This is a genomic window from Paenirhizobium selenitireducens ATCC BAA-1503, from assembly GCF_900492185.1.
Taxonomy (GTDB): Bacteria; Pseudomonadota; Alphaproteobacteria; order Rhizobiales; family Rhizobiaceae; genus Allorhizobium; species Allorhizobium selenitireducens_A.
The window spans coordinates 597,811-623,377 of sequence record NZ_UEYP01000001.1; the positions used below are offsets into that span (position 1 = coordinate 597,811).

The 25,567-nt window shown below is 64.1% G+C and carries 26 protein-coding genes and 1 other RNA gene; 17 read left to right on the plus strand and 10 right to left on the minus strand.

What is annotated here, in order from left to right; genetic code table 11:
• Nucleotides 1–97: 97 nt before the first annotated feature.
• The 4 genes from RHIZ70P_RS02900 to dnaJ all read left to right on the plus strand — a co-directional run bounded on the left by RHIZ70P_RS02900 (nucleotide 98) and on the right by dnaJ (nucleotide 6,228).
• Nucleotides 98–2,377 carry a transglycosylase domain-containing protein gene (locus RHIZ70P_RS02900; RefSeq protein ID WP_115668856.1) on the plus strand — a complete coding sequence of 760 codons (2,280 nt, stop codon included), beginning with the start codon at nucleotides 98–100 and terminating at the stop codon, nucleotides 2,375–2,377.
• A gap of 311 nt (nucleotides 2,378–2,688) precedes the next feature.
• Nucleotides 2,689–4,602, plus strand: a complete 1,914-nt coding sequence (dnaK, locus tag RHIZ70P_RS02905; protein ID WP_115668857.1) for a molecular chaperone DnaK — start codon at nucleotides 2,689–2,691, stop codon at nucleotides 4,600–4,602.
• 107 nt (nucleotides 4,603–4,709) lie between these two features.
• Nucleotides 4,710–5,075 (plus strand): hypothetical protein, encoded by a 366-nt coding sequence (locus tag RHIZ70P_RS02910; RefSeq protein WP_235842117.1) that lies wholly within the window; start codon nucleotides 4,710–4,712, stop codon nucleotides 5,073–5,075.
• 4 nt (nucleotides 5,076–5,079) lie between these two features.
• Nucleotides 5,080–6,228, plus strand: coding sequence for a molecular chaperone DnaJ (gene dnaJ, locus RHIZ70P_RS02915; RefSeq protein WP_115668859.1), 1,149 nt, complete (start codon nucleotides 5,080–5,082; stop codon nucleotides 6,226–6,228).
• 76 nt (nucleotides 6,229–6,304) lie between these two features.
• Here dnaJ and RHIZ70P_RS02920 read toward each other — a convergent pair whose 3' ends face one another.
• On the minus strand, nucleotides 6,305–6,559 hold the full coding sequence (locus RHIZ70P_RS02920; protein ID WP_235842118.1) for a hypothetical protein: 255 nt from the start codon (nucleotides 6,557–6,559) through the stop codon (nucleotides 6,305–6,307).
• Between the two features lie 101 nt (nucleotides 6,560–6,660).
• Between RHIZ70P_RS02920 and RHIZ70P_RS02925 the strand changes: the two genes are divergently transcribed.
• Nucleotides 6,661–7,275, plus strand: coding sequence for a TetR/AcrR family transcriptional regulator (locus tag RHIZ70P_RS02925; RefSeq protein ID WP_235842119.1), 615 nt, complete (start codon nucleotides 6,661–6,663; stop codon nucleotides 7,273–7,275).
• Here RHIZ70P_RS02925 and RHIZ70P_RS02930 read toward each other — a convergent pair.
• A complete protein-coding gene (locus RHIZ70P_RS02930) occupies nucleotides 7,269–7,478 on the minus strand; it encodes a SlyX family protein (protein WP_419178260.1) in 210 nt (69 codons plus the stop codon). The two genes, RHIZ70P_RS02925 and RHIZ70P_RS02930, sit on opposite strands and share 7 nt — an antisense overlap.
• A gap of 86 nt (nucleotides 7,479–7,564) precedes the next feature.
• Entirely contained in the window at nucleotides 7,565–7,852 is a 288-nt protein-coding gene (locus RHIZ70P_RS02935; protein ID WP_115668862.1) for a hypothetical protein, read from the minus strand.
• 179 nt (nucleotides 7,853–8,031) lie between these two features.
• Here RHIZ70P_RS02935 and recF point away from each other — a divergent pair, with 179 nt between their 5' ends.
• Genes recF through RHIZ70P_RS02950 form a run of 3 tightly spaced genes read left to right on the plus strand, consistent with a single transcriptional unit; the run spans nucleotide 8,032 to nucleotide 10,444 of the window.
• A complete protein-coding gene (gene recF, locus RHIZ70P_RS02940; RefSeq protein WP_115668863.1) occupies nucleotides 8,032–9,153 on the plus strand; it encodes a DNA replication/repair protein RecF in 1,122 nt (373 codons plus the stop codon).
• A gap of 50 nt (nucleotides 9,154–9,203) precedes the next feature.
• Nucleotides 9,204–9,971 (plus strand): molybdopterin-synthase adenylyltransferase MoeB, encoded by a 768-nt coding sequence (gene moeB, locus RHIZ70P_RS02945; RefSeq protein WP_115668864.1) that lies wholly within the window; start codon nucleotides 9,204–9,206, stop codon nucleotides 9,969–9,971.
• 2 nt (nucleotides 9,972–9,973) lie between these two features.
• Nucleotides 9,974–10,444, plus strand: coding sequence for a GNAT family N-acetyltransferase (locus tag RHIZ70P_RS02950; protein ID WP_181903935.1), 471 nt, complete (start codon nucleotides 9,974–9,976; stop codon nucleotides 10,442–10,444).
• 11 nt (nucleotides 10,445–10,455) lie between these two features.
• On the opposite strand, the gene RHIZ70P_RS02955 is transcribed toward RHIZ70P_RS02950, so the two are convergent.
• The gene (locus tag RHIZ70P_RS02955) at nucleotides 10,456–11,460 is read right to left on the minus strand and encodes a 2-hydroxyacid dehydrogenase (protein ID WP_115668866.1); all 1,005 of its coding nucleotides are present in this window, start codon (nucleotides 11,458–11,460) and stop codon (nucleotides 10,456–10,458) included.
• 197 nt (nucleotides 11,461–11,657) lie between these two features.
• Here RHIZ70P_RS02955 and RHIZ70P_RS02960 point away from each other — a divergent pair, with 197 nt between their 5' ends.
• Nucleotides 11,658–12,194 (plus strand): SH3 domain-containing protein, encoded by a 537-nt coding sequence (locus tag RHIZ70P_RS02960; RefSeq protein ID WP_115668867.1) that lies wholly within the window; start codon nucleotides 11,658–11,660, stop codon nucleotides 12,192–12,194.
• On the opposite strand, the gene RHIZ70P_RS02965 is transcribed toward RHIZ70P_RS02960, so the two are convergent.
• The gene (locus tag RHIZ70P_RS02965) at nucleotides 12,187–13,179 is read right to left on the minus strand and encodes an adenosine kinase (RefSeq protein WP_115669054.1); all 993 of its coding nucleotides are present in this window, start codon (nucleotides 13,177–13,179) and stop codon (nucleotides 12,187–12,189) included. The two genes, RHIZ70P_RS02960 and RHIZ70P_RS02965, sit on opposite strands and share 8 nt — an antisense overlap.
• A gap of 393 nt (nucleotides 13,180–13,572) precedes the next feature.
• Here RHIZ70P_RS02965 and RHIZ70P_RS02970 point away from each other — a divergent pair, with 393 nt between their 5' ends.
• The gene (locus RHIZ70P_RS02970; RefSeq protein WP_115668868.1) at nucleotides 13,573–14,517 is read left to right on the plus strand and encodes an AEC family transporter; all 945 of its coding nucleotides are present in this window, start codon (nucleotides 13,573–13,575) and stop codon (nucleotides 14,515–14,517) included.
• A gap of 86 nt (nucleotides 14,518–14,603) precedes the next feature.
• Here RHIZ70P_RS02970 and RHIZ70P_RS02975 read toward each other — a convergent pair whose 3' ends face one another.
• Nucleotides 14,604–15,305 (minus strand): c-type cytochrome, encoded by a 702-nt coding sequence (locus RHIZ70P_RS02975; RefSeq protein ID WP_115668869.1) that lies wholly within the window; start codon nucleotides 15,303–15,305, stop codon nucleotides 14,604–14,606.
• A 153-nt stretch (nucleotides 15,306–15,458) separates the two neighbouring features.
• Here RHIZ70P_RS02975 and RHIZ70P_RS02980 point away from each other — a divergent pair, with 153 nt between their 5' ends.
• Both RHIZ70P_RS02980 and RHIZ70P_RS02985 read left to right on the plus strand, forming a co-directional pair.
• Nucleotides 15,459–16,214 carry a 3-deoxy-manno-octulosonate cytidylyltransferase gene (locus RHIZ70P_RS02980; RefSeq protein WP_115669055.1) on the plus strand — a complete coding sequence of 252 codons (756 nt, stop codon included), beginning with the start codon at nucleotides 15,459–15,461 and terminating at the stop codon, nucleotides 16,212–16,214.
• 14 nt (nucleotides 16,215–16,228) lie between these two features.
• Nucleotides 16,229–17,089 carry a prephenate dehydratase gene (locus tag RHIZ70P_RS02985; protein ID WP_115668870.1) on the plus strand — a complete coding sequence of 287 codons (861 nt, stop codon included), beginning with the start codon at nucleotides 16,229–16,231 and terminating at the stop codon, nucleotides 17,087–17,089.
• Nucleotides 17,090–17,202: 113 nt separating this feature from the next.
• Here RHIZ70P_RS02985 and nudC read toward each other — a convergent pair whose 3' ends face one another.
• On the minus strand, nucleotides 17,203–18,162 hold the full coding sequence (nudC, locus tag RHIZ70P_RS02990; RefSeq protein ID WP_115668871.1) for an NAD(+) diphosphatase: 960 nt from the start codon (nucleotides 18,160–18,162) through the stop codon (nucleotides 17,203–17,205).
• Entirely contained in the window at nucleotides 18,159–18,599 is a 441-nt protein-coding gene (locus RHIZ70P_RS02995) for an HIT family protein (protein WP_181903925.1), read from the minus strand. Before RHIZ70P_RS02995 ends, nudC begins: the two co-directional genes overlap by 4 nt.
• 58 nt (nucleotides 18,600–18,657) lie before the next feature.
• Here RHIZ70P_RS02995 and ffs point away from each other — a divergent pair.
• The 3 genes from ffs (at nucleotide 18,658) to RHIZ70P_RS03010 (ending at nucleotide 21,071) form a co-directional block, all read left to right on the plus strand.
• Nucleotides 18,658–18,754: signal recognition particle sRNA small type (gene ffs / locus RHIZ70P_RS03000), an RNA gene on the plus strand.
• A 79-nt stretch (nucleotides 18,755–18,833) separates the two neighbouring features.
• Complete coding sequence (locus tag RHIZ70P_RS03005) at nucleotides 18,834–20,708, plus strand: DNA polymerase III subunit gamma/tau (protein WP_115668873.1); 1,875 nt, start codon at nucleotides 18,834–18,836, stop codon at nucleotides 20,706–20,708.
• A 39-nt stretch (nucleotides 20,709–20,747) separates the two neighbouring features.
• Nucleotides 20,748–21,071 carry a YbaB/EbfC family nucleoid-associated protein gene (locus tag RHIZ70P_RS03010; RefSeq protein WP_115668874.1) on the plus strand — a complete coding sequence of 108 codons (324 nt, stop codon included), beginning with the start codon at nucleotides 20,748–20,750 and terminating at the stop codon, nucleotides 21,069–21,071.
• 54 nt (nucleotides 21,072–21,125) lie between these two features.
• On the opposite strand, the gene RHIZ70P_RS03015 is transcribed toward RHIZ70P_RS03010, so the two are convergent.
• Complete coding sequence (locus RHIZ70P_RS03015) at nucleotides 21,126–21,737, minus strand: MOSC domain-containing protein (protein ID WP_115668875.1); 612 nt, start codon at nucleotides 21,735–21,737, stop codon at nucleotides 21,126–21,128.
• A 57-nt stretch (nucleotides 21,738–21,794) separates the two neighbouring features.
• Here RHIZ70P_RS03015 and recR point away from each other — a divergent pair, with 57 nt between their 5' ends.
• Together recR and RHIZ70P_RS03025 are read left to right on the plus strand one after the other, a co-directional pair.
• A complete protein-coding gene (gene recR, locus RHIZ70P_RS03020; protein ID WP_115668876.1) occupies nucleotides 21,795–22,400 on the plus strand; it encodes a recombination mediator RecR in 606 nt (201 codons plus the stop codon).
• 28 nt (nucleotides 22,401–22,428) lie between these two features.
• A complete protein-coding gene (locus RHIZ70P_RS03025) occupies nucleotides 22,429–23,727 on the plus strand; it encodes a lytic murein transglycosylase (RefSeq protein ID WP_115668877.1) in 1,299 nt (432 codons plus the stop codon).
• Nucleotides 23,728–23,742: 15 nt separating this feature from the next.
• On the opposite strand, the gene RHIZ70P_RS03030 is transcribed toward RHIZ70P_RS03025, so the two are convergent.
• Nucleotides 23,743–25,371: an MFS transporter gene (locus RHIZ70P_RS03030; RefSeq protein ID WP_115668878.1), complete on the minus strand. Its 1,629-nt coding sequence runs from the start codon at nucleotides 25,369–25,371 to the stop codon at nucleotides 23,743–23,745.
• Nucleotides 25,372–25,567 lie beyond the last annotated feature (196 nt).

Consider the following 25,567-nt stretch of genomic DNA (forward strand, 5'->3'; position numbering starts at 1 on the left):
CCTGCTTGTCATGCGGCTGCAACACACAGCGCAAAGCGCGTCCCGGCGACGGCCAAAGGACGCTGGCGCACAGGTTTCTGGAGCAAGATCGCCGGCCATGGCAAGCAGAGGCAAATCCCGTGAACGCGTCGAGCCGACCTTCGAGGAGGAGGACGAGCGCGATGACGAGCTTCGCGTCGATGCCGGCGACCGGATCGGCGGCAAGCGCACGGGCCGGAGCACTAAGGCAAAGACCGGCAAGACGGCAAAGGTGGCGCCGAAATCGCGTTCGTCGGGCCGCGGCAGGGGCAAGGCGAAGCGCAGCTCCGGCGGCTTGTCCGGCCTCATCGGCCGGCTGATCTACTGGTGCATCGTGCTCGGCATCTGGGGCGCGATCGGCGTCGGCGGGATCGTCATGTATTACGGCGCGCGCATGCCGAGCGCCAGTTCCTGGTCGATCCCCGAGCGTCCACCTAACCTCAAGGTCGTCTCCGTCGAGGGAACCGTCATCGCCAATCGCGGCGCGACCGGCGGCGAGGCGCTGGCGCTCGAAGACATGTCTCCCTTCATCCCGCAGGCGGTCATCGCCATCGAGGACAGGCGCTTCTATTCGCATTTCGGCGTGGATCCGCTCGGGCTTGCCCGCGCGGTGGTGACCAACCTGGCCAGCGGTCGCACGGTGCAGGGTGGCTCGACTCTGACGCAGCAGCTGGCAAAGAACCTGTTCCTCTCGCCCGAGCGCACGATCGAGCGCAAGATCCAGGAAGTGCTCCTCTCCTTCTGGCTCGAACACAAGTTCACCAAGGACCAGATCCTGGCGATGTATCTCAACCGCGTCTATTTCGGCTCGAACGCCTATGGCGTGGAGGCGGCATCGCGGCGCTATTTCTCCAAGTCCGCCCGCGATGTGAACCTCGGCGAGGCGGCACTCCTGGCCGGCCTGCTGAAGGCGCCGTCGCGCCTTTCCCCGGCACGCGACCCTGAAGCCGCCGAAGCGCGCGCGCAGGTCGTTCTCGGCGCCATGCGCGAGGAAGGCTTCATCTCCGACGACGAGATCAAGACGGCGATGTCTCAGCCCCCGACCACGGCCAAGCGCTACTGGACCGGTGCAGGCCAATACGTGGCCGACATGGTGCTCGACGAAACCAAGCGCCTCATCGGCACGATCAGCGAGGATCTCGTCGTCGAGACAACGATCGACATGACCCTTGAGAAGAAGGCCGAGGCCGTGATCGTCGAAAGCCTCGAGGCCGAAGGCGACAAGCTCAAGGCCTCACAGGCCGCGCTCGTGTCGATCGATGGCACGGGCGCGATCCGCGCCCTTGTCGGCGGCAAGGACTATGCCGAGAGCCAGTTCAACCGCGCGGTCAAGGCCAGGCGCCAGCCGGGCTCGGCCTTCAAGCCGTTCGTCTACGCCGCGGCGCTGGAAACGGGCGTCCGCCCCGAATCCACCCGCAATGACGCGCCGGTCCGGATCGGCAATTGGACGCCGGAGAATTACGACGAGAAGTATCGCGGACCGGTGACCATTTCCCATGCGCTGGCCAATTCGCTGAACACCATCGCCGCGCAGCTGGTGATGGAGGTCGGTCCGGACCATGTCATCAAGCTTGCCCATCGGCTCGGCATCGAATCGGAGCTGCAATCCAATGCCTCGATCGCGCTCGGCACGTCGGAAGTCTCGCTGCTCGAGCTGACGGCCGCCTATGCCCCGTTCATGAACGGCGGCTACAAGGCGACACCACACATCATCCGGCGCATCTCCACCGCCGAGGGCAAGGTGCTCTATGAGAACGACTATGCCGAACCGCCGCGCGTGCTCGGCGAACCCGTGGTCGCGGCGATGAACCGCATGCTGAAGGGCGTCATCACCGACGGCACCGGCAAGAAGGCCCGTCTCGACGGCTGGGAGGCGGCGGGCAAGTCCGGCACGACCCAGTCGTTCCGCGACGCGCTGTTCGTCGGCTATACCAGCAACCTGACGACCGGCGTGTGGTTCGGCAATGACGACGGCCAGTCGATGAAGAAGGTGACGGGCGGCGGGCTTCCCGCCAAGGCCTGGCACGACTTCATGACGGCCGCCCATGCGGGGCTGACGCCCGTGCCGCTCGCCGGCGAGGGCTATGTCGAACCGCAGGCGCAGCCGATGACGATCGGCACCATCCTTTCGGACGTTTTTTCCGGCGGAGAAAAGCGCTATCCGGCCGCGCCCAATGCGCCCGCCGTCCGGCAAGAGGAGGTCCCGCGGGCAGGCAGGCCGCCGGCGGAAATCCCGCAGGCCGATCCGTATCAACAGGGCGCGGGCGGGCCTGTTCCACCAGCCGATGTCGGCGCTCCATCACCGGTCCAGCCGGCGAGCCGTCGCACGACCCTTCTGGACATCATCATGGGGCAATGAGCCCAGACGTCTTGTTTCGGCGCGTGGCAGGAACCATCTTTTCGCATGCAGCCCGGCACAAGGCTTGACCGCTATCGGTCTAGCCGAGTTCGCAGCACTTTTCGGGCCGCAAAAAGGCCGAGCGATCGGCGCCAATCTGTTCTTTTTACAGGATTACGCCCCGTTTCCAGCCTTGCAGTCAGAAAAACCGCTTCTTATATACGCGACATAACCGCAGCCAACGCTGCGAGATCCCAGACCATCCACGTCGAGGGGCCGTCAGGGGAATGCCTTTCGGGGGTTCCGACGGCCTGCTTCAAGGAGAGAATGACATGGCTAAAGTAATCGGTATCGACCTTGGAACGACCAATTCCTGCGTTTCCGTCATGGACGGCAAGGACGCGAAGGTCATCGAGAATTCCGAAGGCGCGCGCACGACCCCGTCGATGGTTGCCTTCACCGACGACGGCGAGCGCCTCGTCGGCCAGCCGGCCAAGCGCCAGGCCGTGACCAACCCGACCAACACCCTCTTTGCCGTCAAGCGCCTGATCGGCCGTCGTTATGAAGACCCGACCGTCGAGAAGGACAAGGGTCTCGTTCCCTTCCCCATCGTCAAGGGCGACAATGGCGACGCATGGGTCGAAGCCCAGGGCAAGGCCTATTCTCCGGCACAGATCTCCGCCATGATCCTTCAGAAGATGAAGGAAACGGCTGAAGCCTATCTCGGCGAGAAGGTCGAAAAGGCCGTCATCACCGTTCCGGCCTACTTCAACGACGCCCAGCGCCAGGCCACCAAGGATGCCGGCCGCATCGCCGGTCTCGAAGTCCTGCGCATCATCAACGAGCCGACGGCTGCAGCGCTGGCCTATGGTCTCGACAAGAAGGACGGCAAGACCATCGCCGTCTACGACCTTGGCGGCGGCACCTTCGATATTTCGGTTCTTGAGATCGGTGACGGCGTCTTCGAAGTGAAGTCGACCAATGGCGATACCTTCCTCGGTGGTGAAGACTTCGACATGCGTCTGGTCGAATATCTCGCAGCCGAGTTCAAGAAGGACCAGGGCATCGACCTGAAGAACGACAAGCTTGCCCTGCAGCGCCTCAAGGAGGCTGCTGAAAAGGCCAAGATCGAACTGTCGTCCTCGCAGCAGACCGAGATCAACCTGCCGTTCATCACGGCGGACGCTTCCGGTCCGAAGCACCTGACGTTGAAGCTGACCCGCGCCAAGTTCGAAAGCCTGGTCGACGATCTCGTCCAGCGTACCGTTGCGCCGTGCAAGGCCGCTCTCAAGGATGCCGGCGTGACCGCCGCCGAAATCGACGAAGTGGTTCTGGTCGGCGGCATGAGCCGCATGCCGAAGGTCCAGGAAGTGGTCAAGCAGCTGTTCGGCAAGGAGCCGCACAAGGGCGTGAACCCGGATGAAGTCGTCGCCATGGGCGCGGCGATCCAGGCCGGCGTTCTGCAGGGTGACGTCAAGGACGTCCTCTTGCTCGACGTGACCCCGCTGTCGCTCGGCATCGAGACCCTCGGTGGCGTCTTCACCCGTCTGATCGATCGCAACACGACGATCCCGACGAAGAAGAGCCAGACCTTCTCGACCGCCGAAGACAACCAGAATGCGGTGACAATCCGCGTTTCGCAGGGCGAACGCGAAATGGCCGCCGACAACAAGCTGCTCGGCCAGTTCGACCTCGTCGGCCTGCCGCCGGCTCCGCGTGGCGTCCCGCAGATCGAAGTCACCTTCGACATCGACGCCAACGGCATCGTCCAGGTTTCGGCCAAGGACAAGGGCACCGGCAAGGAACAGCAGATCCGCATCCAGGCTTCGGGTGGCCTGTCCGACGCCGACATCGAGAAGATGGTGAAGGACGCCGAGGCGCATGCCGAGGAAGACAAGAAGCGTCGTGCCGGCGTCGAAGCCCGGAACCATGCCGAGAGCCTCGTCCATTCGACGGAAAAGTCTCTCAAGGAGTATGGCGACAAGGTTTCGGAGACCGATCGCAAGGCCATCGAGGATGCGATCGCCGCCCTCAAGGGCGCGATCGAAGCTTCCGAGCCGAACGCCGAGGATATCCAGGCCAAGACCCAGACCCTCATGGAAGCTTCCATGAAGCTCGGCCAGGCGATCTATGAAGCGCAGCAAGCCGAAGAAGGCGCTGGCGCCTCGGAAGGCGGCAAGGACGACGATGTCGTCGATGCCGACTACGAGGAAGTCAAGGACGACGACGCAAAGAAGTCGGCCTGATGAAGCGGCCAGAGCGACGCTTTACCTTCAAGAGGCTGGCCTTCGGGCCAGCCGCATTTTCATTGGCCCTGTGTGCAAGCGCCGTTGCGGCGCAGGACAAGGGCCAGATGGAAATTGTCCACAGCAAGGTGAGCGCCGCCGAGGTCACCATCGTCAAGGCGATCGGCGCGGGCGACAGCCGGCTACTCTCCAGGACAGGCACCGAACTCGGCCGGATCATCGAGTCAGCGCTCAAGCGCCGCGAGGATGGCGGCAGCGTGACGTCCTGCGACATGGCGGCCCATTCGCTGGCCTTTCTCGCCGTTTCGGCGGCGGACGGACTGGCCAACAAGGGCGAGCCTCGCCAGTTGCTGATCGAAGATGCACGCGCCGCGGCGTCTGACTTCCAGAAGGACATGGCCGCCTGCGAAAAGCAGGCAGGCAAGAGAACTGGCAGCCACACGAGCGTGGAGAAAGCTTTGAGAGCTTTGTAAGACCATGGCAAAAGCAGATTTCTACGAGACCCTGGGGGTCACCAAGACCGCTGACGAAAAGGAGCTGAAGAGCGCCTTTCGCAAGCTGGCGATGAAATTCCATCCGGACAAGAATCCGGGCGACGCCGAGGCCGAGAAAAAGTTCAAGGAACTCAACGAGGCCTATGAGACGCTCAAGGATCCGCAAAAGCGTGCAGCCTATGACCGTTTCGGCCATGCCGCCTTCGAGCAGGGCGGCGGCGCCGGCTTCCATCCGGGCGGCGGCGGTTTTGCCGGCGGCGGCTTCTCCGACATTTTCGAGGACATCTTCGGCGAGATGATGGGCGGCGGCCGCGGCGGCCGGGCCCGCTCGACGGGCGGCCGCGAACGCGGCGCCGACCTGCGCTACAACATGGAAATCTCGCTCGAGGAATCATTCACCGGCAAGACCGCCCAGATCAGGGTTCCGACCTCGATCACCTGCGAAGTCTGCACCGGAACCGGGGCCAAGCCGGGTACCCAGCCTACGACCTGCGCCACGTGCCAGGGAACGGGGCGCATCCGCGCGGCGCAAGGCTTCTTCTCGATCGAACGGACCTGTCCGACCTGCCACGGCCGTGGCCAGACCATTTCCGACCCCTGTGGCAAGTGCCATGGCCAGGGCCGGGTGACGGAAGAGCGGTCCCTGTCGGTCAACATCCCGGCCGGCATCGAGGACGGCACGCGCATTCGCCTTCAGGGCGAGGGCGAGGCCGGTCTGAGGGGCGGTCCGTCAGGCGATCTCTACATCTTCCTGTCGGTCAAGCCGCACGAGTTCTTCCAGCGTGACGGGGCGGATCTCTATTGTACCGTGCCGATCTCGATGACGACGGCGGCTCTCGGGGGCACGTTCGACGTGGTAACCCTCGACGGCGCCAAGTCGCGCGTCACGGTCCCGGAAGGCACCCAGCCCGGCAAGCAGTTTCGCCTGAAGGGCAAGGGTATGCCGGTCCTGCGTTCTGCGCAGACGGGCGACCTCTATATCCAGATCCAGATCGAGACGCCGCAGAAGCTGACCAAGCGACAGCGGGAGCTGCTGCAGGAGTTCGAGCAGCTGTCCTCGAAGGAGAACAACCCGGAATCGACCGGCTTCTTCGCCCGGATGAAGGACTTCTTCGACACGCTGAGCGACTGAGCGGAGCGGTCGATTCTTGAGAGACATCAAGCGAGCCGGAGACCTCTCCGGCTCGCTTCTTTTTTGCGGCATCGGATCAGGCGACGACCGGACGCGGCTGGCGAAGGATGAACCAGGCAAAGCGGCGCTGAATGGTGGGCGCAATGCCATAGACAATGCTGAACACCATGACGGGCGCCAGGATGGCGGTGCGCTCCCAGAGCGGCCATCCATCGGTCAGCGGCATCAGCACATAGAGAATTGCCGTGACGAAGGGATAGACGGCAGCCAGCATCAGCAGGGATAGCCGGAATTTGGAAGGGACGGGGCGGGAGGCGGAAAGGTCGGACATGTTGCTCTCCATAGGAACGGTACGTTTCGTTACATATAGAAACGGAGCGTTTCGTTCAATAGCAAACCATGCTATGGCGATTAAAAACTCCGGAGGCCGGCGTGTCAGTGAAGAACCAGGGAGAAAACCGGCGCACGTCAATCGGGTCGCAGCGCAATCCGGCCAGCGAGGAGGCCATTCTCAAGGCCGCGCAGGACATTCTCCTCGAAGGCGGCCTGCCCGCCTTTTCGATCGAGGCGGTCGCGCGGCGGGCCAAGGCAGGAAAGCCGACGATCTACCGATGGTGGCCGTCCAAGGCAGCACTGCTGCTGGATGTCTATCACCGGCAGAAGGACGGAGTGCCCCATCCCGACACCGGGGATATCCGCAAGGATCTCTCGCAGTTCCTCGCAGGACTGCTTGGTTTCTGGCGCGATGGCGGAGGGGCAATCTTCCGCTCGATCATCGCCGAAGCGCAGAGCGATCCCACCGCGCTGCAGGCGCTGCAGGCCTATGCCATGTCCCGATGCCGGCAGAGCGGTGTTATCCTGCAGCGCGGACAGGCGCGCGGAGAGGTTCGGGCGGATATCGATCCGGCACTGCTGATCGAACTCTTCTCCAGTTTTGCCTGGAACAGGCTGCTCACCAGCCGGCTGGACGTGAGCCGAGACGAGATCGAACAGATCGTCTCGGCCGTAGTGGACGGGGTCGCGTTGCGAAACCAGCCGCGTCAATAGTGCGGCGGGCGGGTGATGGCGGGCGCTTCGAGCGCCTGTTCCTCGAGCGACAGGAAGCGCTCGGTCAGGCGGTCGAGCTTGGCGCGTGTCTGTTCGACCACCTTCCACTGCTCCGTGATCTGGTCGGAGAGTTCCTCGATGACCCGGGCCTGATGCGCCACCGTCTCTTCCAGTCGCAGTATGCGGTCTTCCTGGTCGGCCATGATCTGCTCCCATTGTTGGATCGACGCGGTTCTGGCGGATGTCGTCCGTGCGGTCAATGGCGGCGGCGAACCGGCTGTGTCTCTTTCTAGCGCTGCTTCTTTTTCTTGTAAGGCATCAGCATGACGGCCGATGCGGTGACGGCCGCGGCGAAGGTGAGCGCCAGCGGAATGGCGATCATGGCCGCGGGCAGATAGGGGTTGCGGCTGTGCGCGAGATGGCTGCCGAGCCCGCCAATATCAAGCCAGATCAGCAGGACGGCGACGGCAAGGCCGAGGCCCGCGCCGAACAGTGCATTGACGCCCAGGAAACGGAGCATTTCCCAATGATCGCGGCGCGCCTCTTCCGGTGTCAGTTCGTCTCGATCGGAATTCATATGCCTAGCCCTGCTATCCCCGCCGAACGACCAGATACACCCATGCCAGACGGCGGTCCATGCGTCCGAACGTCCACCTTATCCCAATCGTTCCGTGCCTTGTCCGGGAAAACCACGAGCCCGCCTTGCCATCGAAGGCCTTTCAGCCTAGCTCAGGGCTAGACCGAACCCGGACCATCATGACGCACAAGACCTCGATCCACCGGCTGAAGCTCACGGATTTCCGCAATTATGCGACCGCAGCCCTTGCGCTCGACGGTCGACACGTCGTGCTGACGGGCGAGAACGGCGCCGGCAAGACCAATTTGATGGAGGCCGTCTCCTTCCTGTCGCCCGGCCGGGGCCTGCGCCGGGCGGTGCTGGCGGATGTCGCGCGCGTTGGTGCACCGGGCGGTTTTTCGGTCTTCGCCGAGGTCGACGGCATCGAGGGCGAGGTCGAGATCGGCACGGGCTCGGAGGGCGAAGGCGAGAGCGTGGTTCGGCGACTGCGCATCAACGGCACGCCGGCCAGGTCGGTCGACGAGTTGACCGATCACTTGCGCATCCTCTGGCTGACGCCGGCGATGGATGGGCTGTTTACCGGCTCTGCCTCGGAACGACGCCGCTTCCTCGACCGGCTGGTCCTGTCCCTCGATCCGGCGCACGGCCGCCGCGCCAGCGACTTCGAGCGCGCCATGCGCAGCCGCAACAAGCTCTTGTCGGAAGGGCGGTTCGATCCGGCCTGGCTCACCGGCATCGAACAGCAGATGGCCGGTCTGGGCGTGGCGATGATGCTGGCGCGCCGGGAAATGCTCGGGCTGCTGGCCGGCCTGACCGCCCGGCAGGACGATTCGAGTTTCCCTTCGGCGCGACTGGCCCTCAGCGGCTTTCTCGACGAGGAAAGCGACGCACCGGCGATCGAGATCGAGGACCGCTATCTCGCGGCGCTTGCCAATGGCCGCTATCGCGACGCGGCGGCCGGCCGGACGCTGGAGGGGCCGCACCGCGCCGACCTCCTGGTCCGCCATGCCGACAAGGACATCGAGGCGGAACGCTGTTCGACCGGAGAGCAGAAGGCCCTGCTCGTCGGTCTGGTGCTTGCCCATGCGCGTCTCGTCGCCACCATGACCGGCCACGCGCCCATCCTGCTGCTGGACGAGATCGCCGCCCATTTCGACGAGGGGCGGCGCGCCGTGCTGTTTGACCGGATCGACGCGCTCGGCGGCCAGGCCTTCATGACCGGCACCGACCGGGCGATGTTTTCGGCGCTCGGCGAACGCGCCCAGTTCGTCACTGTACGCGACAGCGTGCTCTCCGCCTGACGGCCTTCGCGGCCTTTCCCATCCGCGCCAACCGTGCGATCATCGATTCCATGGATCCCTTCAGCCCCGACGAAATCTCCCGTTATCACCGGCATATCCTGCTCCCCGAGATCGGCGGACAGGGACAGCAGAGGCTGAAGGCCGCCCGCGTGCTGGTGATCGGCGCCGGCGGACTGGGCGCACCTGCCCTGTTGTACCTTGCAGCAGCCGGTATCGGCACGCTGGGAATTGTCGACGACGACCGGGTTTCGCTCTCCAACCTTCAGCGTCAGGTGATCCATGACAGCGGCACGATCGGCGAGGAGAAGACGGAAAGTGCTGCCCGCGCGATCGCCCGCCTCAACCCCCATGTCCGGGTGCGGCGCTACGAGGAGCGTTTCGACGGTGTATTCGCCGCAGCTCATCTCGGCAGCTTCGACATCCTGATCGACGGTTCCGACAATTTCGATACGCGCTATGCGGCGGCCGATGCGGCGGCGGCGCGGCAGGTCCCGCTGGTGACGGGCGCTGTCGGCCGGTTCGACGGTTCGCTCACTGTGCTGAAACCCTATGAGAAAAATGCAGAAGGGGAGCCCAATCCGGGTTATCGCGACCTCTTTCCCGAAAAACCGCCCGCCGGGCTGGTGCCGGCCTGCGCCGAGGCAGGCATCATCGGTGCGTTGACGGGGGTGATCGGCACGCTGATGGCGATGGAAGCGATCAAGCTGATCACCGGGGTCGGTGAGCCTCTGGTCGGCCGCTTGCTGCTCTACGACGCGCTGTCGGCGCGATTCGACACGATCCGCTATCGGCGGCGCAAGGCGTCCCCTTCGCCATGACGATCGAGATGCTGCGCATCGGTGCGGACTTCGACCGCTACGAAGAATTGCTCGATGTGATCCTGGCGGCCTTCGCCTTCATGGACGGGCGGATCGACCCGCCCTCCTCTGCGCATCGACTGACGCCGGCCTCACTCCGGCAAAAGGCTGCACAGGAGATCGCGTTTGCCGCGGTCGAAAAGGGGCAACTGGTCGGCTGTATCTTCCTGAAACCGGAAGAAGCCACGCTCTACATCGGCAAGCTTGCGGTCCACCCCGCGGCACAGGGCAAGGGCATAGGCCGGCTCATGCTCGCGCGGGCAGAAGCGACGGCCCGGGAACTGGGGCTCGCCTGCCTACGGCTGGAGACCCGCGTCGAACTCACCGAGAACCACCGAATGTTTGCCGCCTGGGGTTTTGGCAGGGCGGCGGAGAACCGCCATGCCGGCTACGACCGGACGACATCCATCGAGATGCGCAAGCCGCTCGACTGACGGGACCTTGCTCAGGTCCGGCTCGGCAGCACGCGGTTCGGCGGGCGATGGCCGTCGAAATAGGTGCGGATGTTGATGATCACCTTGTCGCCCATGTCGATGCGACCCTCGATGGTGGCCGAACCGGTATGCGGCAGAAGCACGACCTTGCCCTCGTTGGCGAGCTTGACCAGCTTCGGATTGACCGCGGGTTCCTTCTCGAACACGTCGAGCCCCGCACCGGCGATCCGGCCTTCGCGCAGGCACTGGATCAGGGCGTCCTCGTCGATGATGTCGCCACGCGCGGTGTTGACGATGTAGCTGTTCGGCTGCATCAGCGCCAGACGCCGCGCCGACAGGAGATGGAAGGTGGCCGGCGTCGACGGGCAGTTGACCGAAACGATGTCGACGCGGGCGAGCATCTGGTCGAGGCTGTCCCAATAGGTCGCCTCCAGCTCGTCCTCGGTCACCGGATTGACGCGCTTGCGGTTGTGGTAGTGGATCGACAGGCCGAAGGCCTTGGCGCGTCGGGCGACGGCGGTGCCGATGCGGCCCATGCCGATGATGCCGATGCGCTTGCCCCAGATGCGCCGACCGAGCATCCAGGTCGGCGACCAGCCGGTCCATTCGCCGGGCTTGTCCATCAGGATGCGCGCCCCTTCGACGAGACGTCGCGGCACGGCTAGGATGAGAGCCATAGTCATGTCGGCGGTGTCTTCGGTCAGCACGTTCGGCGTGTTGGTGACCGTGATGCCCTTTCTTGCGGCCGCGTCGACGTCGATGTGGTCGATGCCGTTCGAGAAGCTGGCGATCAGCTTCAGTTGGGGCCCCGCCTGCTCGATCAACGCGGCATCGATGCGATCCGTCACCGTGGGCACGAGGACATCCGCGGCTTTCACGGCGGCGACCAGTTCGGGCTGCGTGCGCGGCTTGTCGTCGATATTGAGCTCCGCCTCGAACAGTTCGCGCATGCGGGTCTCCACGGCGTCCGGCAATTTCCGGGTGATGTAGACCTTGGGTCTTTTCCTGTTCGTCATGGGAAGAATCGATACCTTGTTCAGAGGTCGTTAACCAAGACGGGGGATAATTTCCCCGTTCAGGGCATTTTCTACCAAACCCGTCAGCGAAGACAAACAAAACCTCGCAGGTCGGCGCCCGTTTTCTGGCGAGACCGGCGGACCGGATGGCGGATTCGCGAAGAAACCCTTGAAATCTTTGAGCGATCGGAACCGCCATGCGTCACTTCGTGCTTCGTGCCTCTCTCGTTTCGTGGATCGCCCTCGGGCTTTGCGCAATGGGCGGGCCGGCAGCCGACGCCCAGGGCGTCTCCAAGGGGTCGAGCGGCCTGCCGCTGCCGCGCTTCGTCAGCCTGAAGGCCAAGCGGGTCAATCTGCGGATCGGCCCGAGCACCGACTATGCGGTGTCCTGGCTGTATCTCAAATCCGGCCTGCCGGTCGAGATCATCCAGGAATACGAGAACTGGCGGCGCATTCGCGATGCGGACGGCACCGAGGGGTGGGTCAGCCAGACGCTGCTGTCCGGCGAGCGCACGGCGGTCGCCGCGCCGTGGATGCGCGGCAATGACGTCTTCGTCATCCTGCGGGCCGATTCGCAATCCACTGCCCCGGCCGTCGCCAAGCTCGAGCCGGGCGTGGTCATCCGCCTCGAGGAATGCACCGGCAACTGGTGCCTGGCGGAAGCGGGCGGCGTCACCGGATGGGTCGCACAGGCCGAAATCTGGGGCGCCTATCCCGGAGAGGCTTTCAAATAAGCCCGGCGTCGCGGGCGGCGTCCGACAGCGAGCCGAACGGACGCGGACCGATCTGCTGAATGACGATTCCGGCTGAGAGGCAGCCGAGGCGTCCGCAATCGAAGAGCGACCTGCCTTGGGTATAGCCGAACAGGAAGCCCGCCGCGAACAGGTCTCCGGCACCCGTCGTGTCGACCAGCTTGTCGATCACGGTCGCTTCGACCCGGATGCGCTCGCCACCCTTGAGGATCACCGCCCCTTCTTCGCTCATCGTCACGGCCGCGAGCTTGCAATCCCTGGCCATCCTCTCCAGCGCGAGATCGAAATCCTCGGTCTCGTAAAGGGCGAGAGCTTCCTGCTTGTTCGAGAAGACGATATCGACCGTGCCCGAGCGCATCAGGTCGAGGAACTCGTCGCGATAGCGACCGACGCAGAAGCTGTCGGACAAGGTCATCGACATCTCACGACCGTTCTCGTGGGCGATGCGGGCACAGTCGAGGATGGCCTGCTTGGCGCGCGGCGGATCCCAGAGATAGCCTTCGAAATAGGTCACCTTTGACTGTGCGACGACCTCCGGCTCGACGTCTTCGGGGCCGAACTCGACGCAGGCGCCGAGATAGGTGTTCATAGAGCGCTCGCCATCGTCGGTAACGAAGATCATGCTGCGGGCGGTCGGCGGAAAAGTGCCTTCCGGCTTCGTTTCGTAATGCACGCCCTGGGCGCGGATGTCGTGGGCGAAGATCTTGCCCAGTTGATCCTCTGCGACCTTGCCGAAATAGGCCGCCTTGCCGCCGAGGCTGGCGATGCCGGCAGCCGTGTTGCCCGCGCTGCCGCCCGATGCTTCCACCGCCGGACCCATCAGGGCGTAGAGCTTTTCGGCGCGCTCGGCGTCGATCAGGTTCATCGCGCCCTTGGTAATGCCATTGTCGACGAGAAAGTCATCCTCGCAACGCGAGAGGATGTCGACGATGGCATTGCCGACTGTGAGAACATCGAACCTGCTCATGAATCCCGGATCTCCAATAGTTTGGGCTGCCTCGGTCATAGCTGTTTTTCCTCCGCAGAAAAGCGAAAACCTGCAGCCTAGGAGGAAATGCGTAGACGTCATTCCGTTGTCACGCAGACCAATTAGACAAGCCTCAAGTGACGACGGCATGAGCGCCTCACACGCAACGCCGTCCGCCCGGGACATGATTTGTCCCTTTCCAGGATCGCATCGACCACGGATGTACTGGCGATGTGAATTCTGGGCTCGACGGGATCGAGCAGGGAAAGCGGGGGAAGCCCCGCTTCTTTCGTTTGCGGGCCGTACTAACAATAATCAAAACGCACTGGCCGCCCGCCAGGCATCGCGGTAAGGCTTGGTCCCCAACGCTTGCTCCCGAGAGCCATTTCGCACATGTATGCCATCGCCCAGGACGTCTTTCCGATCTTCATCCTTATCCTGTTCGGCTGGGGGTTGGTGAAGACCAGGGTGCTGAATGCCGACATTGGCGACGGTCTCGGCGAGTTCGTGTTCAAGGTCGCAGTGCCGGTCCTCCTCTTCCGGACGATCTCCCAGGCCGACTTCCACGGAGCATCGCCGTTCCGCCTGTGGATCGCCTATTTTTCCGGCGTCGCGATCACCTGGGCGGTCGGGCACATCCTGGCGACCAGGATCTTTGGCCGCGACGCGCGGGTCGGTGTGCTGGCGGGGGTGTCGTCGGCCTTCGCCAATAACATCTTCATCGGCCTCCCGCTGGTGGAGCGGACCGTCGGAAGCGACGGCATCGTCGCCGTGTCGATCCTGCTTGCCGTGCACCTGCCGCTGATGATGGTCATCGGTACGGTGCTGATGGAGCGCGCCGAGCACAAGGTCAACGGTGGTCAGGCCCGCGGGGTCCTCAATGTGCTTCGGCAGGTGGCTACCAATCTCCTCCGCAATCCGCTGGTGATCGGCCTTGCGGCGGGCCTCATCATGCATGTGAGCGGACTTGCGCTTCCCGGCGTCTTGGCGAGCGTCGTTGACCAGATCACCGCCATGGCGGCACCGGCTGCCCTGATTTCGCTGGGCATGGCGCTTAACAAATATGGAATCCACGGCAATGTACGGATCGCCGCGGTCATTGCCGCGCTGAAGCTCTTGCTGATGCCCGGCTGTGTCTGGCTCGCGTGCAGGCTTCTCGGCTTGAGCGCCGAATGGACCGCGGCCCTGGTGCTCACCTCTTCGGTTCCCACCGGCATCAACGCCTGGCTGATCGCCAACCGCTTCGGTGTCGGGCACGGGCTCGCCGCCTCGGCGATCTCGCTTTCCACGGCGGTCGGCGTATTGAGCGTCACGCTTTGGGCCTGGATGCTGCAGTAAGCCCGCCCCCCACACATGGAGGGCAGAACGAAAAATGCCCGGCAAGGCCGGGCATAGTCCTCAACTCAGCCTTTAAAGGCTGGAACTCAGTTGTTGGCAGCCGGTGCCGGAGCGGCATCCGTAGCAGGCGCCGCGTCGGTCGCGGGCGCTGCCGGGGCAGCTTCAGCAGGAGCGGCAGCGGCTGCAGGTGCGGCGTCCGCAGCCGGAGCGGCCTCGGCGGGTGCGGCGGCGGCATCGGCAGCAGGCAGCGGAACCGGCGTATCGGCCAGCGTGCGCAGATAGGCAATCAGGTTGGCGCGTTCGTCTTCCTTCTTCAGGCCGGCGAAGCCCATGGCGGTGCCGGCGACGAACTTCTTCGGGGCAGCCAGGAAGTGGCTCAGATTGTCATAGGTCCAGGTGACAGAGCCGCCTTGCGAAAACTCCGTCATGGCAGCGGAATAACCGAAACCTTCATGCGATGCGACGGGACGCTCGACAATGCCGAAAAGGTTCGGGCCAACCTTGTTGGCGCCGCCCTTGTCGGCGGTGTGACAGCTCGTGCACTTCTTGAAGACCGTTTCGCCGGCAGCAGCGTCGGCGCTTGCCAGGAGCGTGGCAATCGGCGTCGCTGCGGCAGCGGCTGTATCAGCACCTGCTTCGCCTTCGGATGCACCCTCGGCGACGATGGCGTAGCCTTCCTTCTCCGGAACCTCCGCGTGGAAAATTCCTTCCGACGTGATGGATACCGTCATCAGGACGAAAACGGTGCCAAGAAGAGCACCAACGCCCATGTTCACATATGAGTTCATCTGCAAACGCTCCCATGCAGCCGGCGGATCAGCAACCGGACGATCTTGAAATCGCGCGGAACCTATGTCTTTTGCTTGACAGTTGCAACACGATTGTGATCCCCAATTCGGGACTTTTTGACACTTTTCCTGCGTGATTTGAAGGGGCTGACCATGAATAAAGGCGAATTGGGCAAGACCCTCGTGCTGATCCCGGCGCGCATGGCCTCGACCCGTCTGCCCGGCAAGCCCCTTGCCGACATCTGCGGCCTTCCGATGATCGTACAGGTCGCCATGCGGGCGCGCGAGGCGAATGTCGGGCGGATCATTGTCGCCGTTGACGACGCCCGGGTGTTCGAGGCGGTCGAGGCCGCGGGTTTCGAGGTTGTCATGACGCGCGCCGATCACCAGTCCGGCTCGGACCGCATCCACGAGGCGCTGACCAAGGCCGATCCGGATGGCGTCGTCGAGACCGTCATTAACGTCCAGGGCGACCTGCCGACGATCGAACCGGAGACCATCCGCGCCGCGCTGAGGCCGCTGGAGGATCCTTCCGTCGACATCGCGACACTGACCGTCGAGATCACCGACGAGGAGGAAAAGACCAATCCGAACGTCGTGAAGGTAGTCGGATCACCGCTTTCCGACACGCGGCTGCGGGCGCTCTATTTCACCCGCGCGACCGCCCCGCATGGCCAGGGGCCGCTCTATCACCATATCGGTCTTTACGCCTATCGTCGCGCCGCGCTCGAACGCTTCGTCGCTCTTCACCCCTCGCCGCTGGAAAAGCGGGAATCGCTGGAGCAACTTCGGGCACTTGAGGCAGGAATGCGCATCGACGTCGAGATCGTCAATTCGGTCCCGCTTGGCGTCGACACGCCCGTCGACCTCGAAAAAGCACGGCACATCCTCAGCCGCAAGGCCCAGTGAAGAACGGATACCCGATGACGACCAGAACCAACAAGATCGCCTTCCAGGGCGAGTTCGGCGCCAATTCAGACATGGCATGCCGCGACATGTTCCCGCAGATGGAGCCGCTCCCCTGCCCGACCTTCGAAGATGCCTTCGTGGCGGTGGAGAACGGCGAGGCGGATCTCGCCATGATCCCGATCGAAAACACCATTGCCGGGCGCGTCGCCGACATTCACTACCTGCTGCCGGAATCGCGGCTGCATATCATCGGCGAATATTTCATGCCGATCCGCTTCCAGCTGATGGTGCTGCCGGGCGTGTCGATCGACGAGATCCGCACGGTGCACAGCCACATCCATGCGCTCGGCCAGTGCCGCAAGATCATGCGGGCCAATGGCTGGAAACCGGTGGTGGCGGGCGACACCGCGGGGGCTGCCAAGCTCGTCGCCGAGCGCGGCGACCGGACGATGGGCGCGCTTGCGCCGCGCCTTGCGGCGGATCTCTACGGTCTCGACATCGTCGCCGAGAATGTCGAGGACACCGAGAACAACGTGACCCGCTTCGTCGTCCTGTCGCGGGAAGAATCGATCGCCCAGCGCGTGAGCCCCGACGAGCTGATCGTCACCACCTTCGTCTTCAATGTCCGCAACATTCCCGCCGCCCTCTACAAGGCGATGGGCGGCTTTGCCACCAACGGCATCAACATGACGAAGCTCGAGAGCTACCAGATCGGCGGCAAGTTCGTGGCAACCCAGTTCTATGCCGACATCGAGGGCCATCCGGAGGACGCGCCCGTACGGCGCGCGCTGGAAGAGCTGCGGTTCTTTTCCGAAAAGGTTCGCATCCTCGGCGTCTACAAGGGACATCCGATGCGCGGCAAGCTCGGTGGCTGAGGCCTACAGCAGGCCGCTTGGATTCGGATTCACGTGACCTGCTGTAGTCTTTTGTTTGCGCATGTCTTTTTCGCGAAACCGCTGCACACTTTCGCGAGACATGCTCTAACGCCTCAGCGTTTCCACTCGAGCCAATCGACGATCAGCCGCCGGGCGATCGTGCCCTCGATCGGCAGGCTCAGCCCGTTGACCGGGCCCTGCTCGATCAGTTCGGCAATCTCCGCACGGCTGAACCAGCGGCAATCGGCCAGCTCGGCGGCATCCGCCTGGACGTCGAACGAGAGCGCCTCGGCATAGCAGCCGATCATCAACTGGTGCGGCATCGGCCAGGGCTGCGAGGCGTGATAACGTACCCGGCCGATCTCGATGCCCGATTCCTCGCGTGTTTCGCGACGGACCGCATTTTCGATCGTCTCGCCCGGTTCGACGAAGCCGGCGAGGCTCGAATACATGCCTTCGGGAAAGCGATGATTGCGGCCAAGCAGGCAACGGTCGTGCTTCTCGTCGATCGCCAGCATGATCGCCACCGGATCGGTGCGCGGGAAGATCTCGTGGGCACAGCCCGTGCATGCTCGCTTGTAACCACCGATGCGGCTTTCCATCGCCGACCCGCAGCGGCCGCAAAAACGATTGTCGGCGTTCCACCGCAACAGGCTGAGCGCCTGAGCCGCCTCGCCCACCAGGTCCTCGCCAATCAGCCGGTCGCGAAACAGGGCACGCGCATCGGCAGGCTTGTAGTGGCTCGCCAGATCCTCGGCGGGGCACTGGACGGGAACGGCGATCCGCGGTTCCCCGGTCGGCTGGAAACCGAGCAGGACGGCATTGTCGAAATCGGGTGCGAGTTCCGCAAGCTCGTAAGGAGCAAAGAGCGGGTCGAGCACCTGGCCGTCGTGCTTCAACACGAGCTTTGCATCGCAAAAGGCGAGGATATGGGTGCCTTCCACCGCGAGCGCCTTTTCCAGAGACGTCTCGTCTCTATGCTCGCTGTCACGGGCAAGGGCATTGCGGGAAAAGGCGGTCAGGTCGCTCGGCTCGGGATGCGGGCCGTCGAAGTCGAATATCGATTTTTTCATGAGTGAATGGCTTCGAGTATCTTCTGCTGGAAGGTCCGTCGTTCGTCCTCGCCATAGGGCACGGCCGTTCCATGGCCCCAGACGGGCCCCGGCCAGTTGGCATCGCCCTCCTTGCGGGCGATGACATGGACATGCAATTGGCGGACGATGTTGCCGATCGCGGCGACATTGATCTTGGTCGCTCCGGTCGCGGACTTGAGCGCGGCAGCCGCCGTGTTCTGCTCGAAGGTGAGGACGGCCTGGTCGAGCGGGGTCAGATCGAAGACCTCCGAGACGCCGGGGCGCTTCGGCACCAGCACCAGCCAAGGCCATCGGCTGTCATTGATCAGCCGCAGTTCGCAAAGGCCCAGATGGACCAGCAAATCGCTGTCGCGCGCAAGCCGCTCGTCGAGTAGGAATTTGTCCAAGGCGTCCCTCCTGGCATTTTTCTCCCTCATAGCAGTTTTTTACCGGCTTGGCTTGCATTTGATCGCGTAATTGCCGATATGTGGCTCGGGAGGTTGGTGGTGGACGAGCCACTCGCCAACCGGGTCAGGTCCGGAAGGAAGCAGCCCTAACGAGCGCGGCACGGGTCATCGTGCCAGCCTCCCACCTTCCGTTTTATTTGGCCGGCCACGACGCTGGCCAGTGCGTGCCCGGGCATCGGGTCTTCGAGAGACGCTGGCAGGGCGATGAGCGATTTCGAGCCGAAAGCATCGAATTCCGAGGGTAGCGCCACCGGCTACCGGGTTCTGGCCCGCAAATATCGCCCCAAGGATTTCACCGACCTGATGGTCGGCCAGGAGCCGATGGTGAGAACACTCACCAACGCCTTCGAGACCGGACGCATCGCCCAGGCCTATATGCTGACCGGGGTTCGCGGCGTGGGCAAGACCACCACTGCTCGCATTCTGGCGCGCGGCCTGAACTACAAGACCGCCGAGATCGACAAGCCGACGATCGACCTGAAGATCCCCGGCGAGCACTGCCAGGCAATCATGGAAGGCCGCCATGTCGACGTGATCGAGATGGACGCCGCCTCGCATACCGGCATCGACGACATTCGCGAGATCATCGAGCAGGTGCGTTATCGCCCGGTATCGGCGCGCTACAAGGTCTACATCATCGACGAAGTGCACATGCTGTCGACCCCAGCCTTCAACGGCCTGTTGAAGACGCTCGAGGAGCCGCCCGAGCATGTGAAATTCATCTTCGCCACCACCGAAATCCGCAAGGTTCCGATCACGGTCCTGTCGCGTTGCCAGCGCTTCGACCTGCGCCGCATCAGCGCTGCGGACCTCGTCGGGCTGTTCTCGACCATTTCCGCGAAGGAAGGCATCACCGCCGAGGAAGAGGCGCTGGCGATGATCGCCCGTGCCGCCGAAGGCTCGGCGCGCGACGGTTTGTCCTTGCTCGACCAGGCCATCGCCCACGGCGGCGGCATCGTGCGGGCGGACGCCGTCCGCGGCATGCTCGGTCTCGCCGACCGTGCGCGGATCGTCGACCTGTTCGACCACATCGTGCGCGGCGATGCCGCCGCTGCCCTTTCCGAATTCGGCAGCCAGTATGAGGCCGGCGCCAATCCGACCGTGGTCCTGACCGATCTCGCCGACTTCACGCATCTGGTGACGCGGCTCAAGTATATCCCTTCCGCCGCGCAGGATCCGTCGCTCAGCGAAGTGGAGCGGGTGCGCGGTGCGGAGCTGGCCGACAGCGTGTCGGTCACGACGCTGTCGCGGATGTGGCAGATGCTGCTCAAGGGCATTCCGGAAGCCGAGAATTCCTCGCGGCCCGCCGGCGCGGCCGAGATGGTCATCATTCGCCTTGCCCATGCCGCCCACCTGCCCTCGCCGGAGGATGCCGCGCGCCGGCTGCTGGCGCTATCCGAAGGTGGCGACGGGGCCCAGCCCGGGGCCGCGCCGCGCGGTGGCAATGGCGGCGGTGCATCCGCCGCCTATCGCACGGCGGTCGTGGCCCAACAGTCCGTCGACGTCTCCGCCCGGATCACGCCGGCGCAACCGGTTGCGCACCTGCACAGCGTTCCGCAGCCGGACAATGCGCCAATGACGCTCGCCCGCACGGAAACGAAGCCGGCCGAGCCCCGGCCCCAACCCAAGGTGCACATCAACTCGCTCGAAGATGTGGCCGAACTTTGCACCCGCCACCGCGACCCGAAGCTGAGGGCGCTGTTGCGCAATTTTGTCCGGCTGGTGGGTATCGAGCCCGGTCGACTGGAAATCAACCTGCCGGCGGAAGCGCCGAAGACACTGGTCAGCGATCTGCAGAAGCGGCTGGAGGAATGGACCGAAATCCGCTGGATGGTGATCCTCAGCCGCGAAGAGGGACAGCCGACCCTTGTCGAAGCGGACGCTTCGACCCGTGAGGCCCGCTTCGTCGATGCCCGCCAGGATCCCGATGTGGCGGCAATCCTCTCCCGCTTTCCCGGGGCCAAGATTACCGATGTGAGGATCCGCGCACCGGTGGTCGAAGAGGAAATGCCGAGCCTGCCGGCGGCGGCGGAATCGGCCGAGGGCGACATTCTGCCCGGCGACGACATCGAGTTCTGACGCAATCCAGTTCGATTTACACAGCCAAGGAGACAGCACATGCGCGACATCATGGGCATGATGGGCAAGGTCAAGGAAATGCAGGCCAAGATGGAGAAGATGCAGGCGGAGATCGCCTCGCTCGAAGTCGAAGGCAAGTCGGGCGGCGGACTGGTGACCGTCACCATGACCGGCAAGGGCGATCTCAAGGGCGTGAAGATCGATCCTTCGCTGTTCAAGGAAGACGAGGTCGAGATCCTCGAGGACCTGATCGTCGCCGCCCACAAGGACGCCAAGGACAAGGCCGAGGCCGTGATGGCGGAAAAGACCAAGGAAATGACCGCCGGCCTGCCGATCCCGCCCGGCATGAAGCTGCCGTTCTGATCCTCAGTTCAAGCCTGCCTTTGACAACGGCCGCTTTTCCGGCGGCCGCTTTCGTCAGTCGTTGAGGAAAGCCCTGAGTTCGGCATGCAGCGGCACGGCGAGGTAGCGGTCACGCTCGGCGCCTTTAAGTTTCTTGCCGTAGCTCGCCATGAGCTCCGGCATGGTGATGCGCTCGCCGGCGAAGGGTTGGTAGTCGACCGTCTGACCGGCCTCGAGAATGCCGCCGGAGAGCACCCGCGCATAGGCGCCGGCGCGGCCGGCCTTCATGTAGCGCTTGGGGAATTTCGGGTCGTTCATCTTTGCGGCGAAGGTCGCGCAGGGGATGCGGGTGGAGGTCACCTCCAGTACCACATCGCCGGCGCTGAAGCGGTCGCCGACCGCGATGTCTCGATTGTCGATCCCCTCGATCACCAGGTTTTCACCGAAAGTTCCGGGCTCCAGAGGATGGCCGAGTTCACCGGCCCACCAGTCGAGCGTCTCTGCGCCCTCGATATAGACCGCCTGTTCCTCGCCGCCATGCAGTTCGCCGTTGCAGATCGCATCGCCGACAATGCCATGGGCGTCGACCATGACCGGGCCGTTCACGGCCATCTTGTTGATGCCGGTCTTGTATTTCTTGCCGGGCAGGATTTCGGCACTGCCACGGCAGACGGCGAGGATTTTCATGCGGCGGCACTCCCTTCGGCGATTCCGTTTAGCGAGGATATGGAGTAGAAGCGGCCAATGGCAAAGCGAGTCACCGGTCCGGAAATCGAAAAACTCATCCAGTTGCTGGCGAAGGTGCCGGGACTCGGACCCCGCTCGGCCCGCCGCGCCGCGCTGCACCTGATCAAGAAGAAGGACCAGTTGATGGGTCCCCTGGCGCACGCCATGGGCGACGCCTTCGACAAGGTGAAGGTGTGCTCGCATTGCGGCAATGTCGACACCGTCGATCCCTGCACCGTGTGCACCGACGACAGGCGCGACCAGTCGATGATCATCGTCGTGGAGGATGTGTCCGACCTCTGGGCGCTGGAGCGAGCCGGCGCGATGAACGCCGCCTATCACGTGCTCGGCGGCACGCTCTCGCCGCTCGACGGCGTTGGGCCGGACGATCTCAACATCAAGGGGCTGATCGACCGCGTCGCCAAGGGCGGCATCCGCGAGGTCATCATCGCCGTCAACGCCACCGTCGAGGGGCAGACCACCGCACACTATATCACCGACCACCTGGCCGGGCTGGACGTGAAGATCACGCGGCTGGCGCATGGCGTGCCGGTCGGCGGCGAGCTGGATTATCTCGACGAAGGCACACTTTCGGCCGCTTTGCGCGCCAGGACAGTCATCTGATTCTCTGCACGACGACGGGAGACCTGTCATGACCGGCCCTAGCCCACTCCGCCCTGTCGGGCAGCCCACCTCCAAGGCGAGCGTTCGACGCAGCCTTGCGCTGGCGCTGTCTGTCTGCCTGCTTTGGAGCGTCCCTGCCGCCATCGCCGCCCCGTCCAAGGCGGCCGTCGAACAGCAGTTCCAGGCCTGGCTCGCCAACGACCTCTGGCCAGAGGCGAAGACGGCCGGAATTTCCCGTCAGGCCTTCGACAAGGCGGTCGCCGGCCTGACACTCAACTGGGACCTGCCGGACCTCGTGCCCCCGGGGACCGCACCACCCAAAGATCGGAAGCAGAGTCAGGCGGAGTTCTCCTCGCCCGGCGCCTATTTCTCGGAAAAGCGCTTGCAGGGACTGGCCGCCACCGGCCGCAGCCTTGCCGATCGCCACGCCTCGACGCTGCGCAAGGTCGAGGCGGCCTATGGCGTTCCGGGCTCGATCATCGTCGCCATCTGGGGCCGGGAATCCGGCTTCGGCGGCGCAAAGCTTCCCTATTCCGCCGTCGAGGTTCTGGCCACCAAGGCCTTCATGTCGACCCGCAAGGACCTGTTCCGCCGCGAACTGATCTCGGCGCTGCACATGATCGAGGGCGGCGATATCGGCGCCGGCCAGATGAAGGGCTCCTGGGCCGGCGCGCTCGGCCAACCGCAATTCATGCCGACCAGCTATCTCAAATATGCCGTCGACTTCGACGGCGACGGGCATCGCGACATCTGGAACTCGGTGCCCGACAGCCTGGCATCGATCGCCAACTACCTGAAGAAGAGCGGCTGGCAGACGGGACGCGGCTGGGGCTTCGAGGTCAAGATACCAGATGGCGTATCTTGCGCCCAGGAAGGCCCGGACCGGGCCAAGCCGCTGTCAGAATGGTCGGCACAGGGGATCACCCGGATCTCCGGCAAGGCCTTCCCGGGAAGTGAGCTCTCCGCCTCGACGATGATGCTGGTGCCGGCCGGAACGCACGGCCCGGAGTTCCTGGTCAGCCCGAACTTCTACGTGCTCAAGGAGTACAACAACTCCGACCTCTATGCCCTTTTCATCGGCAATCTCGCGGACCGCATCGCCTATGGCAGCGGCGCATTCAAGGCTCCGTTCGGTGACGTCGGCAAGATGCTGCGCTCGGATGTGCTTGCCATGCAGAAGGCGCTCGTCGCCAAGGGCTATGATGTCGGCAATGTCGACGGCCTGCCGGGCTTCAAGACGCGGCGCTCGCTCGGCGACTGGCAGGACAAGAACGGCATGCGGCCCACCTGCTATCCCGATGCCTCGCTGAAGGGCAAGCTGCGCTGAGGCCGCAAGAGCCGCTCAATGCGGTTCGATATGCGGCTTGTGGAAGACGTCGTCGGTGGGCGGGATCGCCTGGCGCTCGATCATGCGGTGAACACGGGGCTTCTCCTTGCCGCGGTGGAGCGCCAGCAGTCGGTCGGTCGTCTCGGCATCAGCCATGGTGCGGCGCTGGTTGTGGCGCACATACTCCACCCAGGTCGGCGTATGATAGGTCTCCGTCCAGATGTCCGGATTCTCCAGATCGCGCATCAGCGCCCAGTTTCGCGCGCCGTCCCGGATACGGATGCGCCGCCGCTCGACCATGACCGCCAGGAATTCCGGCAGGTCCTCGTCGGCGATTTCATAGTCGATATTGATGACGATCGGACCACTGCGCGGCCGGATATCCAATCTCAGAGGCGGCTCGGCGAAACGATTGAGCGGGTCGAGATCCAACGAGGCAAAGGGCGGCATCGGAAGGAAGAGGCCGATGCCGACGCCGAGGATCATCAACAGGGCGGAGGAGAAAAAGGCGGCGGTGACGCCATGGCTCTCCGCCACCAGACCCCAGATCCAGCTGCCGCCCGCCATGCCGCCGAAGGTGGCGGTCTGATAGAGAGACAAGGCCCGGCCGACGACCCAGCGCGGCGTGGACAATTGCACGACCGTGTTGAACAGCGACAGCGCCAGAACCCAGCAGGTGCCGGCAACGACGAGCGAGAGACCGGTCACGACCGCATAGGGGCTGATGCCGATCATGGTCGAGCTCAGGGCGAAGCCGGCAAAGGCGCAACGCACGATGTCTTCGCTGGTCAGCAGTTCGCGAAGCCGCGAATTGGCAAGCGCGCCGGCGATCGCGCCAGCGCCGAACGCACCGAGCATGACACCGTAGGTCAGCGCCCCGCCACCGATCAGGTCGCGCGTCACAATGGGAAGCAGCGCCATCACGGCGCTCGCCGTCAGGCCAAAGACGAAGCCGCGAAACAGCACCTTGGTGATATTCGGCGACATGGCGACGTAACGCAGACCGGCCGCGATCGCCCGGCCGAGCGCCTCGCGCGGCAAGGTGCGCTTCGGCAGATCCGGTTTCCAGCGATAAAGGGCGAAGACGAGAGCGAAATAGCTGAGCGAATTGGCGGCAAAAGCCGCTGCCGCGCCGGCCGCAGCAACGATCATCCCGCCGATGGCCGGGCCGACGCTGCGGGTGATATTGAAACCGACGCTGTTGAGCGAAACCGCGCCGGGCAGATCTTCGCGCGGCACCAGATCGCCGACGGAAGCCTGCCAGGACGGATTGTTGAGCGCCGCACCACTGCCGATCAGGAAGGTGAAGAGCAGGAGCAGCCAGGGGGTGATCAGGCCGAGATAGGCAAACAGCGCCAGCAGTGCGGAGACGCAGAACATGAAGATCTGGGCCGTCAGCATGACGCGGCGCCGATCGTAATTGTCGGCGATTGCGCCCGAAAGCAACGAGAACAGCATCAGCGGCAACGTGGTCGATGCCTGCACCAGCGCCACCATGTTCTCCGACTGGGAAATCGAGGCCATCATCCAGGCGGCGCCGACGCCCTGGATCAGTCCACCGAGGTTGGAGGCGATGCTGGCGCCCCAGATCCTTCGGTAGACCGGATGCTTCAGCGGGGACAGGAAGGATCTGCGCTCGGGCACTTGGACTTACCTTTTCGAAGGTCTCGATCGCGGCGGAACCGGCACTCCGGTGACAAGGGGGATCTTGCCGATGGTCTACCATCCCGCAGCCTGGAGGCATAGATAGGCTGTGCCTCGCGAAAAGCTTGCAATCGGGCCGAAACCGGCGTATACGAACCGTAAATTCTTGATCGACAGATGAAGGGTGGGGCCGCGA